Annotated in this window: 21 protein-coding genes; 12 read left to right on the top strand and 9 right to left on the bottom strand. The window is 64.3% G+C overall.

From position 1 onward, the window contains the following. Positions 1-13 precede the first annotated feature (13 nt). Together FYK34_RS07515 and FYK34_RS07510 are read right to left on the bottom strand one after the other, a co-directional pair. Entirely contained in the window at positions 14-646 is a 633-nt protein-coding gene (locus FYK34_RS07515; RefSeq protein WP_149295786.1) for an FMN-dependent NADH-azoreductase, read from the bottom strand. Further along, a complete protein-coding gene (locus FYK34_RS07510) occupies positions 643-1,086 on the bottom strand; it encodes a GNAT family N-acetyltransferase (protein ID WP_149295785.1) in 444 nt (147 codons plus the stop codon). The genes FYK34_RS07515 and FYK34_RS07510 overlap by 4 nt, the downstream gene beginning before the upstream one ends. A 73-nt stretch (positions 1,087-1,159) precedes the next feature. Between FYK34_RS07510 and FYK34_RS07505 the strand changes: the two genes are divergently transcribed. Next, on the top strand, positions 1,160-1,627 hold the full coding sequence (locus tag FYK34_RS07505) for a MarR family winged helix-turn-helix transcriptional regulator (protein ID WP_149295784.1): 468 nt from the start codon (positions 1,160-1,162) through the stop codon (positions 1,625-1,627). A 20-nt stretch (positions 1,628-1,647) separates the two neighbouring features. Here the strand turns inward: FYK34_RS07505 and FYK34_RS07500 are convergent, their stop codons facing one another. From FYK34_RS07500 to FYK34_RS07490, 3 genes are read right to left on the bottom strand one after another with little or no spacing between them, the layout of a single operon-like run. Further along, positions 1,648-3,135 (bottom strand): aldehyde dehydrogenase, encoded by a 1,488-nt coding sequence (locus FYK34_RS07500; protein ID WP_149295783.1) that lies wholly within the window; start codon positions 3,133-3,135, stop codon positions 1,648-1,650. A 32-nt stretch (positions 3,136-3,167) separates the two neighbouring features. After that, positions 3,168-3,560: a VOC family protein gene (locus tag FYK34_RS07495; RefSeq protein WP_149295782.1), complete on the bottom strand. Its 393-nt coding sequence runs from the start codon at positions 3,558-3,560 to the stop codon at positions 3,168-3,170. Between the two features lie 13 nt (positions 3,561-3,573). After that, positions 3,574-4,119: a cupin domain-containing protein gene (locus FYK34_RS07490; RefSeq protein ID WP_149295781.1), complete on the bottom strand. Its 546-nt coding sequence runs from the start codon at positions 4,117-4,119 to the stop codon at positions 3,574-3,576. A gap of 211 nt (positions 4,120-4,330) precedes the next feature. On the opposite strand from FYK34_RS07490, the gene ald reads away from it, so the two are divergent. From ald to FYK34_RS07445, 9 genes are all read left to right on the top strand, one after another. Then, positions 4,331-5,455, top strand: coding sequence for an alanine dehydrogenase (ald, locus tag FYK34_RS07485; RefSeq protein ID WP_149295780.1), 1,125 nt, complete (start codon positions 4,331-4,333; stop codon positions 5,453-5,455). A 17-nt stretch (positions 5,456-5,472) separates the two neighbouring features. Next, positions 5,473-6,231: a gamma-glutamyl-gamma-aminobutyrate hydrolase family protein gene (locus FYK34_RS07480; protein ID WP_149295779.1), complete on the top strand. Its 759-nt coding sequence runs from the start codon at positions 5,473-5,475 to the stop codon at positions 6,229-6,231. A gap of 111 nt (positions 6,232-6,342) precedes the next feature. After that, positions 6,343-7,677 carry a glutamine synthetase family protein gene (locus tag FYK34_RS07475; protein ID WP_149295778.1) on the top strand — a complete coding sequence of 445 codons (1,335 nt, stop codon included), beginning with the start codon at positions 6,343-6,345 and terminating at the stop codon, positions 7,675-7,677. 129 nt (positions 7,678-7,806) lie between these two features. Then, positions 7,807-9,186: an aspartate aminotransferase family protein gene (locus FYK34_RS07470; RefSeq protein ID WP_149295777.1), complete on the top strand. Its 1,380-nt coding sequence runs from the start codon at positions 7,807-7,809 to the stop codon at positions 9,184-9,186. 181 nt (positions 9,187-9,367) lie between these two features. Further along, a complete protein-coding gene (motA, locus tag FYK34_RS07465) occupies positions 9,368-10,222 on the top strand; it encodes a flagellar motor stator protein MotA (protein WP_149295776.1) in 855 nt (284 codons plus the stop codon). Between the two features lie 18 nt (positions 10,223-10,240). Then, positions 10,241-11,158, top strand: a complete 918-nt coding sequence (gene motB / locus FYK34_RS07460; RefSeq protein ID WP_149295775.1) for a flagellar motor protein MotB — start codon at positions 10,241-10,243, stop codon at positions 11,156-11,158. A 3-nt stretch (positions 11,159-11,161) separates the two neighbouring features. Further along, positions 11,162-11,902 (top strand): protein-L-isoaspartate O-methyltransferase family protein, encoded by a 741-nt coding sequence (locus FYK34_RS07455; RefSeq protein ID WP_149295774.1) that lies wholly within the window; start codon positions 11,162-11,164, stop codon positions 11,900-11,902. Then, a complete protein-coding gene (locus FYK34_RS07450) occupies positions 11,889-13,214 on the top strand; it encodes an HDOD domain-containing protein (protein ID WP_149295773.1) in 1,326 nt (441 codons plus the stop codon). The genes FYK34_RS07455 and FYK34_RS07450 overlap by 14 nt, the downstream gene beginning before the upstream one ends. A gap of 66 nt (positions 13,215-13,280) precedes the next feature. Beyond that, positions 13,281-14,075 (top strand): TrmH family RNA methyltransferase, encoded by a 795-nt coding sequence (locus tag FYK34_RS07445; protein WP_149295772.1) that lies wholly within the window; start codon positions 13,281-13,283, stop codon positions 14,073-14,075. Here the strand turns inward: FYK34_RS07445 and FYK34_RS07440 are convergent, their stop codons facing one another. From FYK34_RS07440 to gloA2, 4 genes are all read right to left on the bottom strand, one after another. Then, on the bottom strand, positions 14,076-15,311 hold the full coding sequence (locus tag FYK34_RS07440) for a multifunctional CCA addition/repair protein (protein WP_149295771.1): 1,236 nt from the start codon (positions 15,309-15,311) through the stop codon (positions 14,076-14,078). Between the two features lie 2 nt (positions 15,312-15,313). After that, positions 15,314-16,249: a complex I NDUFA9 subunit family protein gene (locus FYK34_RS07435; RefSeq protein ID WP_149295770.1), complete on the bottom strand. Its 936-nt coding sequence runs from the start codon at positions 16,247-16,249 to the stop codon at positions 15,314-15,316. Positions 16,250-16,275: 26 nt separating this feature from the next. Next, positions 16,276-18,165, bottom strand: coding sequence for a lytic transglycosylase domain-containing protein (locus FYK34_RS07430; RefSeq protein WP_149295769.1), 1,890 nt, complete (start codon positions 18,163-18,165; stop codon positions 16,276-16,278). Positions 18,166-18,278: 113 nt separating this feature from the next. After that, entirely contained in the window at positions 18,279-18,668 is a 390-nt protein-coding gene (gloA2, locus tag FYK34_RS07425) for an SMU1112c/YaeR family gloxylase I-like metalloprotein (protein ID WP_149295768.1), read from the bottom strand. A 191-nt stretch (positions 18,669-18,859) separates the two neighbouring features. Here gloA2 and FYK34_RS07420 point away from each other — a divergent pair, with 191 nt between their 5' ends. Next, positions 18,860-19,591: a glutathione peroxidase gene (locus tag FYK34_RS07420; RefSeq protein WP_149295767.1), complete on the top strand. Its 732-nt coding sequence runs from the start codon at positions 18,860-18,862 to the stop codon at positions 19,589-19,591. A gap of 155 nt (positions 19,592-19,746) precedes the next feature. Next, the gene (locus FYK34_RS07415) at positions 19,747-21,135 is read left to right on the top strand and encodes a dihydrolipoyl dehydrogenase (RefSeq protein WP_149295766.1); all 1,389 of its coding nucleotides are present in this window, start codon (positions 19,747-19,749) and stop codon (positions 21,133-21,135) included. Positions 21,136-21,292: the final 157 nt, after the last annotated feature.

Genomic DNA, 21,292 nt, shown 5'->3' with positions numbered 1-21,292 from the left:
CGCTCAGACTGCGTCAACAGACCCTGGCCTGGGTCAGCCGAGCGGTTTGCCGATCCAGCCATTGCGCGGCTTCCTGCTGCGCGCGCCGCCAGGCCTCGTCGCCGCGGCGCAGATTCTCCTGATAGAGGACGGAAACATCGCGCAAGCCCATGCAGGCGAGGGCGTAACGCAGATAAGGCGTCAGGAAGTCAGCCTGCCAATCCGGTTGCGATGGCAGCGGCCCGCCGCTCGACACGATTAGACAAACCGGACGGTCCGCCAGCAGGCCGGTCTTGCCATCTGGCCCGCCGCGGAAGGTGCGTCCAGGGCGCAGCACCAAGTCGAGCCAGGTTTTCAGCGACGCCGGCACCGTGAAGTTGTGCATGGGGGTGGACAGGATCAGGCAGGTGCAACGTTCCAGTTCGCCTATCAGCTGCTCCGATAGCGCCAAGGCGGCCATCTGTTCTGGCCCGCGCGGGTCCGCGGGACTCAGGCTGGCTTCGACAAAGGCCTGGTTTATCGAGGCGGAACGCATTTCGCTCAAGTCTCTTTCCGCCACGCGGCCCGCGCTGGCTGCGGCCAGGCGCAGCGCCAGCGCATCGCCTATGCGGCGGCTGTAGGAATGGATGCCGTTGGGGCTGGCGCTGATGTGAAGGATGTCGCTCATGTCCGGGTTTCCTCGAGAATCTGCATAAAGCGGAAAGCGGTGGCCACCAGTCCTTGCCGGTAGTAGAAGCGGTGGCCCAGCGTATTGGACATGGGGGTGTCCAACAGCAGGCGGGCGCAGCCGTGCTGCGGCGCCAGTCGCTTCAGATGGTTCAGCAGGGTCTCGCCCAGGCCCTGGCCCCGATAGTTTTCATCGGTGACCAGATCGTCCACGTACATATGGCGGCCATGCACCAGGTTTTCCATGATCCGCCAGCCGGCGAGGGCAAGCAGGGCCTGCTCCCGATACAGGCCGAGCAGGCGGTAGCCTTGTTCGCATTGGCTGTGCCAGCGCGCGGCCAGCTCCTCCGCGCTGGCGAGATGGGGGCGGAATTGCCGCATGAGCGGAAAGCAGGCGCATACGGCCTCGGTTGTGTCGATTTCGCGGATTTCCAGATTCATCGATGGCGTCCTTATGGCTTTGTGATTAATATCAGAGTTCTGACATCAACAAACATATCAGAGCTTTGATATTATGATCAAGTCATTCAGCGAAGCGCTGCCGGCACCCGGAGAGGGCAAGCGCGGTGAGGACGGGCATATCGGCTATCTGTTGCGGCAGGCCGCGGCCGCTCATCATCTGCGCATGGAGCGCGCCCTGGCCGACCTGGCCATTACGCCGCCGCAGTTTTCGGTGCTGACCATGTTGGCGGCGTATCCCGGCCACTCCAATGCCGACCTGGCGCGGCTGGCCATGCTGACGCCGCAGACGGTCAGCGTGATCGTGGCCAATCTGAAGAAGGCCGGGCTGGTGGAAGCTACGCCGCATGCCAGGCATGGCCGCATCGTGCATCTGCAATTGAGCGGACGGGGGGCCGAGTTGCTCGAAGAAAGCAAGCGGCGGGTGAGCGTGCTGGAGAAAAACATGCTCGAACAGCTGTCGGGAGAGGACGAGCTAGCCATCCGCCGCTGGCTGGCGAGGCTGGCGGCCGGCCAGGCATGAGCCCGGCCGGCGCAGAGGGCTTACAGCTTGATCAAGGTGCTCTTCAGTTCGGTGTATTTTTCCAGCGCGTGCAGCGATTTGTCGCGGCCGTTGCCTGACTGCTTGTAGCCGCCGAAGGGGAAGTTCATGTCGCCGCCTTCGTCGTAGCAGTTCACCCATACGGTGCCGGCGCGCAGGCGGCGCGACACCCGATGCGCGGTGCTGACATCGGCAGTCCAGACGCCGGCGCCCAGGCCGTACTCCGTGTCGTTGGCGATGCGGATGGCGTCTTCCACATCGTCGAAGGTGATGATGGACAGCACCGGGCCGAAGATTTCCTCGCGGCAGATGGCCAGATCGGCGCGCGGGCAGTCAAAGGCGGTGGGTTCGATGAACAGGCCCTGGCCCGTATGCACGGCCTTGCCGCCCAGCAGCAGTTGCGCGCCCTCGCTCAGGCCCTTGTCGATATAGCCCAGCACCTTGCGGTATTGAATGTCGTCGACGATGGCGCCCATGGCGGTGGCGGGGTCCAGCGGATCGCCGGGGTAGTAGCCGGCGGCGGCTTTTTTGAACGCTTCAAGGAAGCGTTCCTTGATGCTGTGCTGCACCAGCACGCGCGAGCCGGCGGTGCACATTTCGCCCATATTGTAGAAAATGGCGCCGGCGGCGGCGCGCGCGGCGCGTTCGATGTCCGGGCAGTCCGCCAGGACGATGTTGGGCGATTTACCGCCCAGCTCCAGCCAGGTCCGCTTCAGGTTGGATTGCGCGGCGTAGCCGGCGATCAGTTTGCCCACGCCGGTGGAGCCGGTGAAGGCGACGCAGTCCACGTCCATGTGCAGGGCCAGCAGCTTGCCGACTTCGCCGCCGCCGGGCAGCACCTGGAACACGCCGTCCGGCATGCCGGCTTGTTTGGCCAGCGCGGCGACGCGGATGGCGCTAAGCGGCGATTTTTCCGACGGCTTGACGATGACGGCATTGCCGGCGGCCAGCGCCGGGCCGAATTTCCAGCTGGCCATCAAGATGGGGAAGTTCCATGGGACGATGGCGGCCACCACGCCCACCGGTTCGCGCGTGACCAGTCCCACCAGCTTGGGGTCCACCGGGGCCACTTCGCCGCCTATCTTGTCTATCGCCTCGGCGAACCATTCCACGCAGTAGGCGGCGCCCGGGACGTCCACCGAAGTGGTGTCGCCGATGGGTTTGCCGACATCCAGCGTCTCCAGCAGCGCCAGCTCCTCCGCATGCTCGCGCATCAGCGCGGCGAAGCGTTTCAGGATGGCGCCGCGCTGGCGCGGCGCCAAGCCGGACCAGGCGCCGGAGTCGAAGGCGCGGCGCGCGGCCTTGACCGCCGCCTCCACCTCGGCCTCGCCGCAATGGGCGATGTCGGCCAGCTTGGCGCCGGTGGCGGGATTGACGCAATCGAAGCGCTTGCCGTCGGCGGCGTCGCGGTAGGCGCCGTCGACAAAGGCGCGCCCTTCAATTTTCAGTTCGGCGGCAAGCTGTTTCCATTCTGCGTGACTGCGGGACATGCGGCTCTCCTCATGGATTCTGTTATTGAGTTTCAGACTGACACGGGACTGCAGATTTCGATCAGCGCGCCATCCGGCGCGCGCAGATAGGACACGATCTGGCCCCAGGGCTTCTGCTTGGGCGCCGCCAGCTCGGTGGCGCCGTGCGCCAGCGCCCGGGCATGCGCCGCGGCGACGTCGTCCGTGACCAGGCCGATTTCCATGCCCAGCGGCTGGGCGGACTCGCTGGCGCGGACATGGCCGTCTGGCAGATTGCTTGCGGCCAGCTCATGCTGGGCGAAGGACAGCGTGGTTTCTCCGGTGTCCAGTTCGCCGTAGGCTTCGGATTCATGCAGGAACTTCCGCTGGAAGCCGAAGGCGGATTCAAAGAAGCGAAGCGATGCCGGCACGTCCGGCACATAAATGATGGCGTAGGCCAGCTGCAAGACGGTCTCCCTTTTAGAAAGTGGGCGGCGAACTGGCGCTGACCATCTCGCAGATGTCGTCGCCGACATTGCGGAAACGGTGCGGCAGCTTGCTGTCGAAGTAATAGGCGTCGCCCGGCCCCAGCACGCGGCTCTCATTGCCCACGGTCACCTCTATGCTGCCGCGGATGATGACGCCGCCTTCCTGGCCTTCGTGCACCAGCATGTCCGGGCCGGTGTCGGCGCCGGGCAGGTAGCGCTCGCGCAGGATGGCGATGTCGCGCTTGTCGTGCGCGGTGCCCACCAACATCAGATTGATGTCCTCGTTGCCGAGGTTGGGCAGCTCGTCGGCCTGGTAGAACACGCGCGGCTGGCTGGGTTCGGCGTCGAAAGTGAAAAACTCGGCCAGCGTGATCGGCAGCCCTTCCAACACTTTTTTCAGCGAACTGACGGAGGGGCTGACGCGGTTCTGCTCGATCAGCGAAATGGTGCCGTTGGTGACGCCGGCCCGCTTGGCCAGCTCTCGCTGCGACAGGCCGAATTTGGTCCTGACCATTCTCAATCGCGCGCCGACGTCCATTTTCCTGCTCCATCCGTATGTTAATAATTTTAGACAAATGCGGCATTGTACCGCGCGCATGGGCGAATGTGCTTGCTGCGTCGCAAAATCAAATATCTTTGCAAGGGTCAGCTTTTATAGTCAGAATCAGTTGGAAAGGGCAAGCGCGATGTGAATTTTCTTAAACGGGTGTGGCCGCGCGGCTCTCAACCGAACCCGCTTGGAGGCGACTATGTTGATTGGCGTTCCGAAGGAAATCAAAAACCACGAATACCGGGTGGGCCTGACCCCGTCCGGCGTGCGCGAACTGGTGGCCGCGGGCCACAAGGCGCTGGTGCAGACCCAGGCGGGACTGGCCATCGGTTTTACTGACGAGCAGTACATTCAGGCCGGCGCCTCCATCGCTTCTAATGCGGAAGAGGTGTTCGAACGGGCGGACATGATAGTCAAGGTCAAGGAGCCGCAACCGGTGGAGTGCCGCCTGCTGCGTCCCGGGCAGGTGCTGTTCACTTACCTGCACCTGGCGCCGGACCCGGAACAGACCAAGCTCTTGATCGAATCCGACGCCGTGGCCATCGCCTATGAAACCGTCACCGACGAGCGCGGCGGCCTGCCGCTCTTGGCGCCGATGTCCGAGGTGGCCGGCCGCATGGCCATCCAGGCCGGCGCGCATGCGCTGGAAAAGGCCCAGGGCGGCCGCGGCGTGCTGCTGGGCGGCGTGCCGGGCGTGGCGCCGGCCAAGGTGGTGGTGATAGGCGGCGGCGTGGTGGGTCTCAACGCCGCGCGCATGGCCATGGGCACCGGCGCCGATGTCACGATTCTGGACAAGTCTCTGGCCCGCCTGAAGGAAATAGACATGGTGTTCGGCGGCCGCATCAAGACGCTGATGTCCAATAGCGCCAATATCGACGAGAGCATACGCGACGCCGACATGGTGATAGGCGCGGTGCTGATCCCCGGCGCGGCCGCGCCCAAGCTGGTGACGCGCGCCATGCTGAAGACCATGAAGCCGGGCGCGGTGCTGGTGGACGTGGCCATCGACCAGGGCGGCTGTTTCGAAACCAGCCGGCCCACCACCCACCAGGACCCGATCTACATGGTGGACGGCATCGTCCACTACTGCGTGGCCAATATGCCGGGCGGCGTGGCGCGCACCTCCACCCAGGCGCTGACCAACGCCACCTTGCCCTATACGCTGGAGCTGGCCAACAAGGGCTGGCGCCAGGCCCTGCTGGACAACGCCCATCTGCGCAACGGCCTCAACATCTGCCGCGGCCGCGTCACCTATCAGGCGGTTGCGCAAGACCTGGGCTATGCCTACGTCGATCCCATGGAAGCCATCAAGGCCGCCAGCTGAACAGGAGTCGTTTCACCATGACGCAAGCCATCATCGGCATTCCATGCGATCTGAAAATGATCGGTCTGCTGCCCTTCCATGCGGTGGGCGACAAATACATCGCCGCCGCGGCGGGAGGCGCGGGCGGGCTGCCGCTGCTGATTCCCTCGCTGGGCGACGAGGCGCTGTTGCGCGCCACGCTGGCCACGCTGGACGGCGTGCTGTTGCCTGGCTCGCCGTCCAATGTGGAGCCGCATCATTACGGCGGCGCGGCCAGCCGAGGCGGCACCTTGCACGATCCCAAGCGCGACGCCACCACCTTGCCTTTGATCCGCATGGTGCTGGAGGCCGGCATTCCCTTGTTGGGCATCTGCCGCGGCTTCCAGGAAATCAATGTCGCGCTGGGCGGCGAGCTGCACCAGCATGTGCAGGAGCAGCCCGGCCTCCGCGACCACCGCGAGGCCGAGAGCGAAGACGTGGCCGAGATGTACGCGCCGTCGCATGAAGTCACTTTTGCGGGCGGCGGCCTGCTGGAGCAATGGACAGGCCAGCGCGGCGCGAGAGTCAACTCCTTGCATCAACAGGGCATCAAGCGTCTAGCGCCCGCGCTGGACGCCGAGGCCCATGCCGAAGACGGCCTGGTGGAGGCCTACCGCGTCCGCGACGCCCAGGCCTTCGCCTTCGCCGTGCAATGGCACCCGGAATGGCGCTACTGGGAAAACCCCTTGTCGCAGGCGATTTTCGGCGCCTTCGGCGAAGCCTGCCGCGCGCGGAGGGCGCGGCGCATCGGGGAGTAAGCCGTGCCGCGCACGGGAAGATGAACCCTGGGCGCGTTTTGATGACTCATAAGTAGCACCTCCCGAACCAGAGCCGCAGCCAGCGGCCGGGGAGAATACAGAGGAAGCGTTATGAATCACCAGATCAATGAGTGGTTGCGAGAGCACCGCATCACCGAAGTCGAATGCATCGTGCCGGACATGACGGGCGTCGCCCGCGGCAAGATCGTGCCCAAGGACAAGTTCGTTTCCGACCCGGAAATGCGCCTGCCCGAAGCGGTGCTGATCCAGACCGTCACCGGCGATTACCCTGACGACAGCCTGCTGGACCTGACCGATCCGGACATGGTGCTGGAGCCGGACCCGAACACCCTGCGCTATGTGCCGTGGGCGGTGGACCCGACGGCGCAGCTGATCTACGACTGCTACCGCGCCGACGGCACGCCGGTGGACGTGGCGCCGCGCAATGTGCTCAAGCGCGTGCTGGGCTTGTATGCCGAATTGGGACTGGAGCCGGTGCTGGCGCCGGAGATGGAGTTTTATCTCTTGTCGCCGAATCCGGACCCGGACGTGCCGCTGGCGGCGCCGATAGGCAGGACCGGCAGGGCGGAGTTCGGCAGGCGTTCTTACTCCATCGACGCCGTCAATGAATTCGACCCGCTGTTCGAGGACATCTACGACTACTGCCACGCGCAGAATCTGGAAGTGGACACGCTGATTCACGAAATCGGCACTGCCCAGATGGAAATCAACTTCCTGCATGGCAATCCGCTGGAACTGGCCGACCAAGTCTTCCTGTTCAAGCGCACGGTGCGCGAGGCGGCGTTCCGCCACAATATGTACGCCACCTTCATGGCCAAGCCCATGGAAAACGAGCCCGGCAGCGCCATGCACATCCATCAGAGCGTGGTGGACAAGAATACCGGCCGCAATATTTTCACCAGCGAAGACGGCAGCCCGTCCGAGCATTTCTTCCACTTCATCGCTGGCCTGCAAACCTATATCCCGCAGACCATGCCGCTGTTCGCCCCTTATGTGAACTCATTCCGTCGTTTGTCTCGCTACACCGCGGCGCCGACCAATGTCGAATGGGGTTACGACAACCGCACCGTGGGCCTGCGCATCCCGCACTCCTCGCCGGCCGCGCGCCGCGTGGAGAACCGGGTGCCGGGCGTGGACGTGAATCCTTACATCGCCATCGCCGCCACGCTGGCTTGCGGCTACCTGGGCATGGTGAACAAGCTCAAGCCCGCCGAGCCGCGCCAAACCGACGCCTACGAATTGCCTTACCAGTTTCCGAACAGCTCGGAAGAATCGCTGCTGCAGCTGGCGGGGTGCAAGGAGATGGCCGAAGTGTTGGGAACGCGCTTCGTCAAAATGTATGTGGCGATGAAGGAAAAGGAATTTTCCGAGTATTTCCGCGTGATCAGCCCGTGGGAGCGCAAGTTCCTGTTGCTGCACGTGTGATGGGCGAGGCGACCGCAAACGGTTAGAATCGCGACGACAGGCAGGACAAGAGAATAAGTAAGACGCCGCAGGCGCAGGAAGGGCGGGCCGCCGGCTCGCCCCGTCGGAGAAAACAGGAAGGAAGTGTTTATGCAGAAGCAACGTAGCACCAGCCAATGGCGCGAGATGGATGCCGCTCACCACCTGCATCCGTTCACGGATACCGCCTCGCTGAACCAGGCGGGCGCGCGCGTGATGACGCGCGGCGAGGGCGTCTACCTGTGGGATTCGGAAGGCAATAAGATCATGGACGGCATGGCCGGCCTGTGGTGCGTCAATGTCGGTTACGGCCGCAAGGACTTCGCCGAGGTGGCGCGCCGCCAGATGGAAGAACTGCCGTTTTACAATACTTTCTTCAAGACCACCCATCCCGCCGTGATCGAACTGTCCAGCCTGTTGTCCGAGGTGACGCCGGCCGGATTCGACCATGTGTTCTACACCAATTCCGGTTCGGAGTCGGTGGACACCATGATACGCATGGTGCGCCGCTACTGGGATGTGCAGGGCAAGCCGGAAAAGAAAACGCTGATCGGCCGCTGGAACGGCTATCACGGCTCCACCATAGGCGGCGCCAGCCTGGGCGGCATGAAGTATATGCATGAGCAGGGCGACCTGCCGATTCCGGGCATGGCCCATATCGAGCAGCCGTGGTGGTACAAGCATGGCAAGGACATGACGCCGGACGAGTTCGGCCTGGTGGCCGCGCGCTGGCTGGAAGAGAAAATCCTCGAAATCGGCGCCGACAAGGTGGCCGCCTTCGTCGGCGAACCGATCCAGGGCGCCGGCGGCGTCATCATTCCGCCGGCCACCTACTGGCCGGAAATCGAGCGCATCTGCCGCAAGCATGATGTATTGCTGGTGGCGGACGAGGTGATCTGCGGCTTTGGCCGTACCGGCGAGTGGTTCGGCCATCAGCAACTGGGATTCCAGCCGGACATCTTCACCACGGCCAAGGGCTTGTCCTCGGGCTATCTGCCGATCGGCGCGGTGTTTGTCGGCAAGCGCGTGGCCGAAGGGCTGATCGCCGGCGGCGACTTCAACCACGGTTTCACTTACTCCGGCCACCCGGTTTGCGCCGCCGTCGCCCACGCCAATGTCGTCGCCTTGCGCGACGAGGGCATCGTGCGGCGCGTCAAGGAGGACATCGGTCCTTATATGCAGCAGCGCTGGCGCGAAACCTTCAGCCGTTTCGAGCACGTGGACGATGTGCGCGGCGTGGGCATGATCCAGGCCTTCACCCTGGTCAAGAACAAGGCCACGCGCGAACTGTTCCCGGACTTCGGCGAAATCGGCACGCTATGCCGCGACATCTTCTTCCGCAACAACCTGATCATGCGCGCCTGCGGCGACCATATCGTATCGGCGCCGCCGCTGGTGATGACGCGGGCCGAGGTGGACGAGATGCTGGCGCTGGCCTCCCGCTGCCTGGAAGAGTTTGAACAGGCATTGAAGGCGCGCAGCTTGGTTTGAGGACGGCTATGATGCGGAGGCGGCGGCGCTCAGGTGCGCCGCTTTCCGGTTTTGCAGCGAATGGGGCGGGTTGATACAATTCAACCCGCTTTTTCTATTATTTCTATAATGAATTGCAAAAAGGCATGCTGTAATGCAATCTGCAGCATGGGGCAATAAAAAACAATACAGGACTTGACGCATGTTCGTCGGAATCGGGTATCTCATCATTCTGGGTTCGGTGCTGGGGGGCTTCATCGCCGCGGGGGGCCATGTCGCCGCGCTGATGCAGCCTTTGGAGGTGGTGATGATCGCCGGCGCCGCCATCGGCGCTTTCGTCGTCGCCAACGGCGGCGCGCCGCTGAAGGCCACCATGAAGGCGCTGCCCACGGTATTCAAGGGCAGTCCGTATGGCAAGGGCTTCTATATGGATCTGTTTTCCCTGCTGTTCGAGATCCTGACCAAGGTGCGCAAGGAAGGGCTGATGTCGATCGAGGCCGACGTCGAAAACCCGGAGTCCAGCCCGGTCTTCACCAAATATCCCACCGTGATGCACGACCACCACGTCGTGGAGTTCATCTGCGACTACTTGCGGTTGATGGTGGGCGGCAACCTGAATGCCTTTGAGATCGAAAACCTGATGGACGTGGAAATCGAAACCCACCACCACGAGGGCGAGGTGCCGGTGTCGGCCGTCAAGGGCCTGGCCGACGGCCTGCCGGCCTTCGGTATCGTGGCCGCCGTGATGGGCGTGGTGCACACCATGGAGTCCGTCGGCGCGCCGCCGTCCGAGCTGGGCATGCTGATCGCGCACGCCCTGGTCGGCACCTTCCTCGGTATTTTGCTGGCCTATGGCTTCGTCGGCCCGCTGGGCACCATCCTGGAACACAAGCTGGGCGAAGGCACGCGCGTTTACCAGACCATCAAGGTGACGCTGCTGGCCAGCCTGAACGGCTACGCGCCGCAGGTGGCGGTGGAGTTCGGCCGCAAGGCCTTGTCCTCGCAAGACCGGCCGTCGTTCAAGGAGCTGGAAGACCACGTCAAGCAGAAGAAATAAGCGGGGCAGGGAATAACCATGGCTGATGAATCGCAACGACCCATAGTCGTCAAGAAAATCAAGAAGGGCGGGCACGGCCATCACGGCGGCGCCTGGAAAATTGCCTACGCCGACTTCGTGACGGCGATGATGGCCTTCTTCCTGCTGATGTGGCTGCTGGGCTCGGCCTCGCAGGGCACCTTGAACGGCATCGCCGAATACTTCAAGACTCCGCTCAAGGTCGCCTTGTCCGGGGGCGCCGGGGCCGGCGACGCCACATCCGTCATCAAGGGTGGCGGCAACGATCTGACCAAGCAGGCGGGCCAGGTCAACAAGGCCGGCGCCAAACAGGAAGACATCATGCAGAAGCAGCAGGAGCAGGCGCGCCTGAACCAGCTGCAACAGAAGATTCAACACACGATAGACACCAGCGCCTTCCTCAAGGATTATAAAAACCAGCTCAAGCTGGAAATGACGCCGGAAGGCCTGAAGATACAGATCGTGGACGAGCAGAACCGGCCGATGTTCGACTCCGGCAGTTCGCGCATGCTGCCGTATACCCGCGTGCTGTTGCAGCAACTGGCCCAGGAGTTGAATCAGCTGCCCAACCGGATCAGCATCTCGGGCCACACCGATGCCAAGCCCTTCGCCGGCGGCCAGGGCGGCTACAGCAACTGGGAGCTGTCGGCGGATCGCGCCAATACCGCCCGCCGGGAGCTGGTAGCCGGCGGTCTCAGCGAAAGCAAGATCTTGCGCGTGGTGGGGATGGCCTCGGTCATCCCCCTGATCAAGAGCGATGTGTTCAGCCCGGAGAATCGCCGCATCAGCATCGTGGTGCTGAACAAGGAAACCGAGACCGCCATTCTGAATGACGGCTATAAGCCGCAGATGAACCAGGAAGTGATAGGCGGACCGCCGGATGGGCCGTCCGCCGGCGACGGCTCGGCCAAGCCCTGACGCATGGGGCGCTGGCGTCACCTCCTGCTGCAGCTGCTGGCCAGTCTGGCGGCCTGGATGTTCATCGCGCCGGGCGCGAATCCCGTGGGCTGGGCCCTGCTGCAGGGCCTGTTCGCGGCGCTTTCATGCGCCGCTTTGCGCCGCCCGGCCTGGCAGTGTCTGGCCCATGCGCTGTTCATGCCTGCGGCGGCGCTGATGTCGCGGCTGCATGTTTCGCCGTTCTGGTATCTGGCCGGCTTGCTGGCGTTGCTGGCGTTCGGGCGGAACGCCGCGCTTGAGCGCGTGCCGCTGTACCGCTCGGGCAGGCAAGTGGCTGAGCGGCTGGAAGCCTTGCTGCCGCCGGGCGCCCGCTTGCTGGAGGCCGGTTGCGGGGATGGACGGCTGGCTGTGGCGCTGGCGGGCCTGCGGCCGGACTTGCGCGTCTTGGCGCTGGAGAATGCCGTCGGCAGCTGGCTGCTGGCGCGGCTGCGCTGGCTGGGCGGAGGGAAGCCAGGCGGCTTGGTCATTGCTTGCCGAAGCTTCTGGACGGAAAACTGGGGAAATCATGACGCGATCTACGTGTTTCTATCGCCGGAGCCCATGCCCAGAGTCTGGAGCAAATTCCTGGCGGAAGGGCGGGCGGGCAGCCTGCTCATCAGCAATACATTCGTGGTACCCGATATCGAGCCCGACGAGCGCCTGCCGCTTGACGGTCCCCTGCAAAAAGAACTCCTGATCTGGCGCCATCCACATGGATCTCAATAACTGGTCGCAAACGATAGCCGACAAACGCTGGCCCATTCTGCCGGATACGCTGAACGAAGTGCGCGATGCCTGCGCCCGCCACAGCGACCTGATCAACTTCACCTATCTGGCCAATCTTTGCCTGTCCGACCCCTTCCTGCTGCTGGACCTGTTTCGCGTGGTCGGCAATTCGCGGGCGTTGCAGCGCAATGAGTCGATTCCAGCCGTCGAGCAGACCTTGCTGTTGATGGGACTGGAGGCGGTGGTGACGCGCTTCAACCGCATCGAAGCGCTGGAGCCGGTGCCGGACAAGCTGGACGAGGACGTGTACGAGGCGGTGGGCGATTGGCTGGGCCGCAGCCGGGTGGCGGCGCTGCTGGTCAAGGAGTGGCTGTCCATCATGGGCGATCTGAAGGTGGAAGATTGCTTCGTGGCCGCTTTGTTGTACAACCTGCCGGGCTGCATTTACATGATTCAGCGCAACCGCCTGCCGGACAGGCCGCTGTTGCAGGAGATGTCCGACGTTTTTGAAGCGGATTACGCGCAGATACTCGCGGCCTTCATCAAGGCCATGCCTTTGCCGGCGGGATTCAACGCCTTGCTGGGTCCGGGCGCGCCCAACAAGCGCCGCCAGTTGCTGAAGCTGGCCATCGCGACGGCTAATTCGCTAGAGCACGGCGTATCGCGCAGCACTTGGCAGGTAGGGGTGGATACCGCGGCCAAACTGATCAACAGCACCCCGGAAATGGCCTATCAGGCCGTGGTGCATGCGGTGCTGAATGTGGCCAGGCACCCGCATGTCGTTGGCTACACGTTCCCCGCGCGCGCGCTGCTGTTGCTGCCCAGCGACGGCAAGAAGATGGAAATGAAGAAGGCCGCAGGCCTGCCTGGCGGCGACCCCTTGGAAAAAGCCATCCGCGAGTCCATCCGCTTCCTGGCCAACGATCTGAAGTTCGAACGCGTGCTGTATTACCATTACGAACACGACGGCCATATGCTCAAGCTGCGCTATCAAGTGGGCGTGTCGGCGGACAGCCCGCTGCGGCGCTTGTCCGTGGAGCTGGAGCCGGGCAGCTTCTTCGGCGTGTTCACCAGCAAGCCGCAGAGTTTTCATGCGCCGGCCTCGGTGCGTCAGCAACTGACCCGGCGTTACGACGACGTGTTTTTCCAGCATGTCGGCGATCAGGAGTTCGCGTTGATGACGCTGTTCGGCGGCCACAAGCTCAGCGGCGTGTTCTACGTGGACAACGCGGCCAGCGGCCGCGCCATTGACGACGCCACCTATCACCGCTTCAAGGATCTGGTCACGCGGCTGACGCTGCTGCCGCAATGATGCAAGATGGCGAAGGGGCAGGTAAACTCTGCCCCTTCGTTTTTACGCCACAGATAAGCCCAAGCCATGCACTATATCGCCAAAACCATCCGCTCTCCGCATAACGACGAAGTCAAGGCGCTGGCCCGGCTGGTCCAGTACAGCCGTGATCGCCGCAAGGAGGGTGTGATGGTGCTGGAAGGCATCCATCTGCTGGAGTCCTGCCTGCAGGCGGGGGTGCGTCCGGGCCGGCTGTACCTGAATGAGTCCGCCGCCGGCAAGCCGGAGGTGGTGAAGGTGCTGGACAGGCTGCCCGGCGGCACGGTGGTGGTGTCGATGCCCGAGGCGGTGATGGCCAAGGCGACGGCCCTGTCCAGCGCCTGCGAGCTGCTGGCGTTGTGCGAGCGCCCGCAGCCGCCGGCGCCGGCGGCCGATGCCGCGCGCGTGTTGCTGGAAGACATTCAGGACCCAGGCAACCTGGGCACCATACTGCGCAGCGCCGCGGCGGCGGGCGTCTACGATGTCTTTTTGTCCAAGGGCTGCGTGGACGTGTTTTCGCCCAAGGTGCTGCGCGCCGGCATGGGGGCGCACTTTGTCTTGCGCATACACGAGCAAGCGGATCTGGCCGGCGAGTTGCAGCGCTTTCCCGGCCGCAAGCTGGTCACGCATCTGGAGGGCGCCAGCTCCTTGTACGGCCATGATCTGAGCGGCGCGGTGGCTTTTGTCTTCGGCAACGAGGGCGCCGGCGTCAGCGATGCCTTGCTGAGCCTGGCCGATGCGCGCATCCGCATTCCCATGCCCGGCCATGCCGAATCCTTGAACGTCGCCATGGCGGCGACCGTCTGCTTGTTCGAGCGGGTGCGGCAGCTGGCCGGCGCGTGATCAGCGGCCGTCGTTGGCTTCGCGCCAGGCTTGCCGGGCTTGCGTGATGGCTTCGATCCGGCCGCGGTCTATCGCGGTGGGAATGGACGCCTTGTCTGCGCAGGCTGCGGCGATGGCGCCGGCATCCACGGATTGGGCCGCTAGCAGCAGCTTTTCCAGGTAGGCCAGTTGCGGATACGGCGTTTCCTCGAAATTCAGCCGGCCGCGCGCGTCGGCGAGGCAGGCTTCCAGCATCTGCAAAAAACGCTCGGGGCGGCGCAGGGCGTCGCATTCCTTGAACAGCCTGAGCACCGTGTCCGGTCGGAGTTCGAATGCCTGATGCACTTTGGTGTGATGGACCAGGGTGATGTGGGCCAGGTCGCGGCAGTCGCTGGGCACGCGCAGGCGGCGGCATAGCGCGGACAGCGGCTCAATGCCGCGTATTTCATGCCCGATGTGCCGCGGCAGCACCTCCGCCGGCGTGAGCGCCTTGCCCAGGTCGTGCCCCAGGGCGGCAAAACGGACGGCCAGGGGCTGGCCCTGCGCGGCGGCGTAGTCCAGAACCCGCAGGGTATGGTCGCCGCAGTCTATCTCCGGGTGGTAGTCGGCGCGTTGCGGCACGCCGAACAGGGCATCGACCTCTGGCAGGATGCGCGCCAGCGCGCCGCACTCGCGCAGCGTCAGCAGCATGCGCGACGGCTTGTCCTCCATCAGTCCCTTGGCCAGCTCCTGCCATACCCGCTCCGCGACCAGCGCGTCCACTTCCCCGTTGTCCACCATCTGCCGCATCAGGGCCATGGTCTCCGGCGCCACGGCGAAGTCGAAGCGCGCGGCGAAGCGAGCCAGGCGCAGAATGCGCACCGGGTCCTCGACGAAGGCCTGGCTGACATGGCGCAGGATGCCCGCGCGCAGGTCGGCCTGCCCGCCGTAGGGGTCGGTCAGGCTGCCGTCCGCCGCTTCGGCGATGGCGTTGATGGTCAGGTCGCGCCGCGCCAGGTCTTCTTCCAGCGTCACCTCGGGCGAGGTGTGGAAGGTGAAGCCGTGATAGCCCTTGCCGATTTTGCGTTCGGTGCGGGCCAGCGCGTACTCTTCATGGGTTTCCGGGTGCAGAAAGACGGGAAAATCCTTGCCGACTGGCCGATAGCCTTCGGCCAGCATCTGTTCGGGCATGGCGCCGACCACGACCCAATCGCGGTCCTTGACGGGCAGATTCAGCAGGCGGTCGCGCACGGCCCCGCCGACGATATAGATTTCCATGCCTAGCGCGCCGCCTTCTCTCGATATCGGGATGCAATGTAGTTGCTGTCGCGGCCGGCCAGCCAGTCCGGGGCCAGCGCCGACAGCGCGGTGGGCGCGTAGCCCAGCAGGGCGCTAGGGAAAGGATCCGGGCTGATATTGTCCCAACGCAGGGAGCGCACATTGTCGCGGCTCATCAAGGTGGGGCCGGGCAGCCATTCCATCAGCGCGGCCTGCAGCATGGCCAGGGGTTCCGGCAGGGCAAGCACCGGTCGGGCATGGCCGCTGAGGCGGCCGGCCAGCCGTGCCAGTTCGGCCAAAGTGTAGGTTTCCGGGCCCGCCAGGTCCAGCTTGCGTCCTATGGTTTCCTGTCGTTCGAGGCAGCGGAGGACCGCTTCCGCCACGTCCTCCACCCACACCGGGGCCATTTTGCAGCCGGCTCCGGCCAGCGGCAGCACGGGCAGCGCGCGCTGCAGCGCAGCGAACAGATTGAGAAAGGCATCGTCTCTTGCGAATACCACGGACGGCCGCAGTATGGTCCAGTCCAGCCCGCTGTTTTCCACGGCCAGCTCGCCCAGCGCCTTGGTTTGCTGGTAGTCGCTGGGCGCATCCTGGGCGGCGCCCAGCGCGCTGACGTGAATCAGCCGCTTGATGCCGCCGAGCTTGCAGGCGGCGGCGATCTTTTCCGGCAATTGGGCGTGCGCTTTTTCAAACTGGGCGCGGCTGCCATGCAGGATGCCCACCATGCTGACCACGGCGTCGTGGCCGGAGACCAGCCGCGCCAGCGCGGCGGGATCGTGAACATTGGCCTGGACCAGCTCTGCCGACGGCAGCACTTGCAACTGAGGCAGGGCGGCCTTGCGGCTGGGGATGGTGAGCCGATGTCCGTGCCGTGACAGCCGGGCCGCCAGATGGCGTCCGATGAAGCCGCCGCCGCCGATTACGCAGATTCTTGCCATATTCTCTCCGTTTCCGTGCCGTGTGCTCAGCGTGCCGGGATCATGCCCATGCGGTTCTTCAGCGAGATATTGGCATGGCCGAAGGTGCTGGAATAGTAAGCCGCATTGGCCATGACTTTTTGCACGTAGTCGCGCGTTTCGCTGAACGGGATGGTTTCCGCGTAGATGGTGCCGTCCAGCGGCCGGTCGGCCTGCCAGTTGCGCGCGCGGCTGGGGCCGGCATTGTAGGCCGCGGTGGCCATCACGGCATTGCCGGACAGATTGTCCAGCACATAGCGCAGATACCAGGTGCCGATCTGCACATTGGTTTCGATGTCGTTGACGGCGAAGTGGGTCAAACCTATCTTCTTGGCCGCCCATTTGGCGGTGGCCGGCATCAGCTGCATCAAGCCGGAAGCGCCGACGCCGGAGCGGGCCATGGTGATGAAGCGGCTTTCCTGGCGGATCAGGCCGTAGACCCAGGCATCGTCGATGTCCAGCTGGCGCGCGTACTTCTGGGTGACGTCGCGATAGGGCGTCAGGTAGCGCAGCGAGAAGTCATGTTCTTCCTTGGTGCGCTCGGCGCTGTAAATCGCCATGTCGTAGAAGTTTTCCTTGCGCGCGATCTCCGCCGCGGCCAGCAGCTCCATGTCGCTGCGGCCGCGCATCGCCCAGCGCCATTCGCGTTGCGCGTCGGTGCGGAATTCCGGCCTGGTGAAGATTTCGGCGACATTCAGCAGCGCCAGCGAGCGGCGCACGGCCGGGTCTGTCTTCATCTTGTCGATGTCGGTCTGGCTGGGGCCGGTCTTATTGGCGGAGGCGGAGAGCGAGTTGCCCAGCTCCTCCAGCGACAGCAGCGCGTAATAGCTGTGGCCCGCGCTGGCCTGGCTGAACAGCGGGGCGGCCTCGGCGGGCTTGCCTTGCTGTTTCAGCGAGCGCGCCAGCCAGTAGCGCCAGGCCGGCTTGGCGGCAACGGCCGTCGGCATGCGGCGGATGATGGTTTGCAGCTGTGACCATTGCTCCAGCCTCAGGGCGGAACGCGCCCACCACTCCCACTGATCCGCAGTCAGTTGACGCGGGTCGGCCTTTTCAAACCATTGCAGCGCCAGCCCGGATTGCTGCTTGCGGGCGGAGAGCAGCGCGAGCTGGCCCCAGCCGAAACCGGCCCGGTCCGGGCTGAGCTGCGGCGCCATTTGCGCCAGCAGGGTGGCGGCGCCCTCCAGGTCGCCCTTAGCCTTGCGCTCCACTTCATACAGCATGGCTTCTTGCCCGCCCGGCGTGTCCGGCGTGGCGCTGGACGGCTTGTTCAAGGCGGCGTTGTCCAAGGGCAGCTGGGTGTCGGCGGCGAGTTGCCGGGCCTGGGTGAGGAAGTTGCCGGCCAGCAGCAGGCGCACGCGGCGCCACAGCCAGTCCTGATCGAGCAGGCTGCGCGCGTACGCGCCCTCTATCAGGCGGGTGCAGCCATCCGGGGCAGGCTTGCTGTCCAGGAAGCGGTCCAGATTGTCCGGCTTTTGGCCATTGCGCAGTTGCAGTAGCTGTCCATAGCAGGTGGACTCTTCGTCGCGCCCCTCTTCCGGCAGCTTTTTCCATTCCTCGGTAAAGGTGGACCAGTCTTCACGCTGGCCCAGTTTCTTGAGCCACTCATTGCGTATGCGTTCCGGCATCAGGCCTTCCGGCACCTGGGACAGGAAACGCTTGACCTGAGTGTCGTCGTTTTTTTCCAGCGCCTTCCAGGTCAGCCAATAGGCTGGATAGTCTTTCAGGGGATAATTGGTGGGCAGGCTGTCCCCCAGCCTGGCGAGCTTGGCCAGGTCGTTGGCTCGGAAGGCCTCGCGCGCGGCGACCAGCGTGTCATCCGGGCCGGCCCAGGCGGGCAGGGCGGCAGCGGCCAGTATCGTCAGGCAGCTCAGGCGCAGTGAGGTGGTCGGGGCTTTCATATCGGTTCCGTTTGATCTGCATGTCGCGCGGGCAGTCTGCCCTGGCGCGGTGGTGTCGATGATTCAATATGGCATCCCGCGCCGCAGTCGGCGGCGGGCGCGGGATGCGAAATTCAAGCTGTCTGGTAAAACTCTATCGGCAGGCCATCGGGATCGGCGCAAAAGAAAAACCGGGCGCCGGTGTACTCGTCCACGCGTATGGGCTCACAGGCGATGTCTTGCGCTTGCAAGCTGCGGCGCGCGTCTTCCGCGTCGGCGCACGCCAATGCCAGATGGCGCAGCCCGCAGGCTTCGGGCCGGCTGGGCCTGGCTGGCGCGGCTGGAAAGCTGAATAGCTCCAGTTGCCCGCCGCCAGGCAGGGCCAGGTCCAGTTTCCATGACTGTCTTTCCGCGCGCCAGTTCTCGGCCAGGATCGGCAGGCCCAGCACGCGCTGATAAAAGGCCTTCGACCTCTCGTAGTCGGAGGCGATGATGGCGACGTGGTGCAGACCCAGGATATGCATGACAGGTGGAAACGGGGCGTGGCGAATGTCGTCATTTTAGCGTCGGCCCCAGGCACTGCCCAGCCACGGAGTCCTCCCATTAAAAAAGACAATCAAAACTCTTGTGACAATCAATTAGACTAAATTTGCCATGGCTATCAGAATGCACGCATTGATAGTTAACAACCGCATCACCCGCTAAGGAGATAGCCATGCTGCAAAATCGTGAAGGCCAACGCGTACCGAACGTCACTTTCCGCATTCGCGAAAACAATGAGTGGAAAAACGTCACCACCGCTGAACTGTTCGATGGCAAGACCATCGCCGTGTTCTCGCTGCCGGGCGCGTTCACCCCCACCTGCTCGTCCACCCACCTGCCGCGCTTCAACGAATTGGCGCCAGCCTTCTTCGCCAACGGCGTGGACGCCATTCTGTGCGTGTCGGTCAACGACACCTTCGTGATGAATGAATGGGCCAAGGATCAGGAAGCCGGCAATCTGGTGATGATCCCGGACGGCAACGGCGAATTCACCGAAGGCATGGGCATGCTGGTGGACAAGGCCGACCTGGGTTTCGGCAAGCGCAGCTGGCGCTACTCCATGCTGGTGAAAAACGGCGTGGTGGACAAGATGTTCATTGAGCCGCAGGAACCGGGCGATCCGTTCAAGGTGTCCGACGCCGACACCCTGCTGAACTACATCAACCCGGCCGCCAAGAAGCCCGACCAAGTCGTGGTCTTCACCAAGGTGGGTTGCCCGCACTGCGCCCGCGCCAAGGCGGTGTTGAGCGAAAACGGCTACGACTTCGTCGAAGTGCCGCTGGACAACAAGATCCGCGGCAAGGTGCTGGGCGCCGTGTCCGGCGCGATGACCGCCCCGCAGGTGTTCATCAACGGCCAACTGATCGGCTCCGCCGACGAAGTGGAAAAGCGCTTCGCCAAGTAAGGTTGAACTGACGTTCGTTGCCGGCGGCTTCGGGCCCTGACGCCGCCGGCATTCTTGGGCCGGTACTCCTGCCGGCCATTTTTTTGCCGGGATGCGGGACGGCATGCCCGCATGCGTGTCGCGCCGCATCCCCGCCAAATAAGAGGATACAGAGCATGAAAACCATCCATATCGACGTCGCCGTCATCGGCGCCGGCACTGCCGGCCTGGCCGCCTACCGCGCCGCCAAGGCCGAAGGCGCCTCCGCGCTGGTCATAGAAGGCGGCCCCTACGGCACCACCTGCGCCCGCGTCGGCTGCATGCCGTCCAAGCTGTTGATCGCCGCCGCCGAGGCCGCCCATCACGCCCGCCACACGGACCTGTTCGGCGTGCATGTCGATGGCGAGATCCGCATCGACGGCCGCGAAGTGATGGCCCGGGTGCGCGGCGAGCGCGACCGCTTCGTCGGCTTCGTGGTGCGCGGCGTGGACGGCATTCCAGTCGAGGACAAGCTGCGCGGCTACGCCCGTTTCGTCGACAACACCACGCTGCAAGTGGACGATCACACCCTGGTCCAGGCCAAGCGGGTGGTGATCGCCACTGGCTCGTCGCCGGCCATCCCGGCGCCGTTCCAGGCTTTGGGGGATAGGCTGATCGTCAATGACAATGTTTTCGATTGGGAAGATCTGCCGCAAAGCGTGGCGGTGTTCGGCCCCGGCGTGATCGGCCTGGAGCTGGGCCAGGCCTTGTCCCGGCTGGGCGTGCGGGTGCGCGTGTTCGGCGTGGGCGGCGGCGTCGGTCCCTTGTCCGATCCGGAGGTGCGCGATTACGCCCGCCAGGCGCTGTCGGAACAGTTTTATCTCGACCCCAGCGCCAAGGTGCTGGAGATGGCCAATGACGGCGATGCCGCCCGCATCCGTTATGTGCGCCTGGACGGCGAGGAAGTCGAAGAGCGTTTCGATTATGTGCTGGCCGCCACCGGCCGCACGCCCAATGTGCGCGGACTGGGGCTGGAAAATACCAGCGTGCGGCTGGATGCCCGGGGCGCGCCGCTGTTTGATCCCGAGACCTTGCTGTGCGTGGGCGCGCCGGTGTTCATCGCGGGCGACGCCAACAACATCCTGCCGCTGCTGCACGAGGCGGCGGACGAGGGCAAGACGGCGGGCGTCAACGCCGCGCGCTATCCGGACGTGGCGCCGGGTCTGCGCCGCTCGCCCATCGCCGTGGTGTTCTCAGACCCGCAGATGATGATGGTGGGCCGCCGCTTCGCCGATCTGCCGCAAGACAGCTTCGTGGTCGGTGAAGTGAGCTTTGAGGATCAGGGCCGCAGCCGCGTGATGGGCGTCAACAAGGGCCTGCTGCATGTTTATGCGGACAAGGAGACCGGGCGTTTCCTTGGCGCGGAGATGATAGGTCCGCGCGCGGAGAACCTGGCGCATCTGCTGGCCTGGAGCCATCAACAGCACTTGACCGTATCGCAGATGCTGGACATGCCGTTCTATCACCCGGTGATCGAGGAGGGGCTGCGCACGGCGCTGCGTGACGCCTTGGCCCGGCTGGCCTGAGGCCGAGCTTGCGCAAAGCGGCATGGCCGCGCTATGAATATTTCATATGCTATCAGAGCGAAGGAAGTGTTCATGGCTGACCTGGCCAGGTTTTCCACCCTGTACCCGCCCCGTGCCGACGCTTATGCGGCATGGGGCTTTTCTTTGGCCGCAGGCT

The sequence above is a fragment of the Chromobacterium paludis genome (assembly GCF_008275125.1).
In the GTDB taxonomy this organism is placed as follows: Bacteria; Pseudomonadota; Gammaproteobacteria; order Burkholderiales; family Chromobacteriaceae; genus Chromobacterium; species Chromobacterium paludis.
Note: the sequence above shows the minus strand (reverse complement) of the source record. Positions and strands in the feature narration are given on the sequence as shown.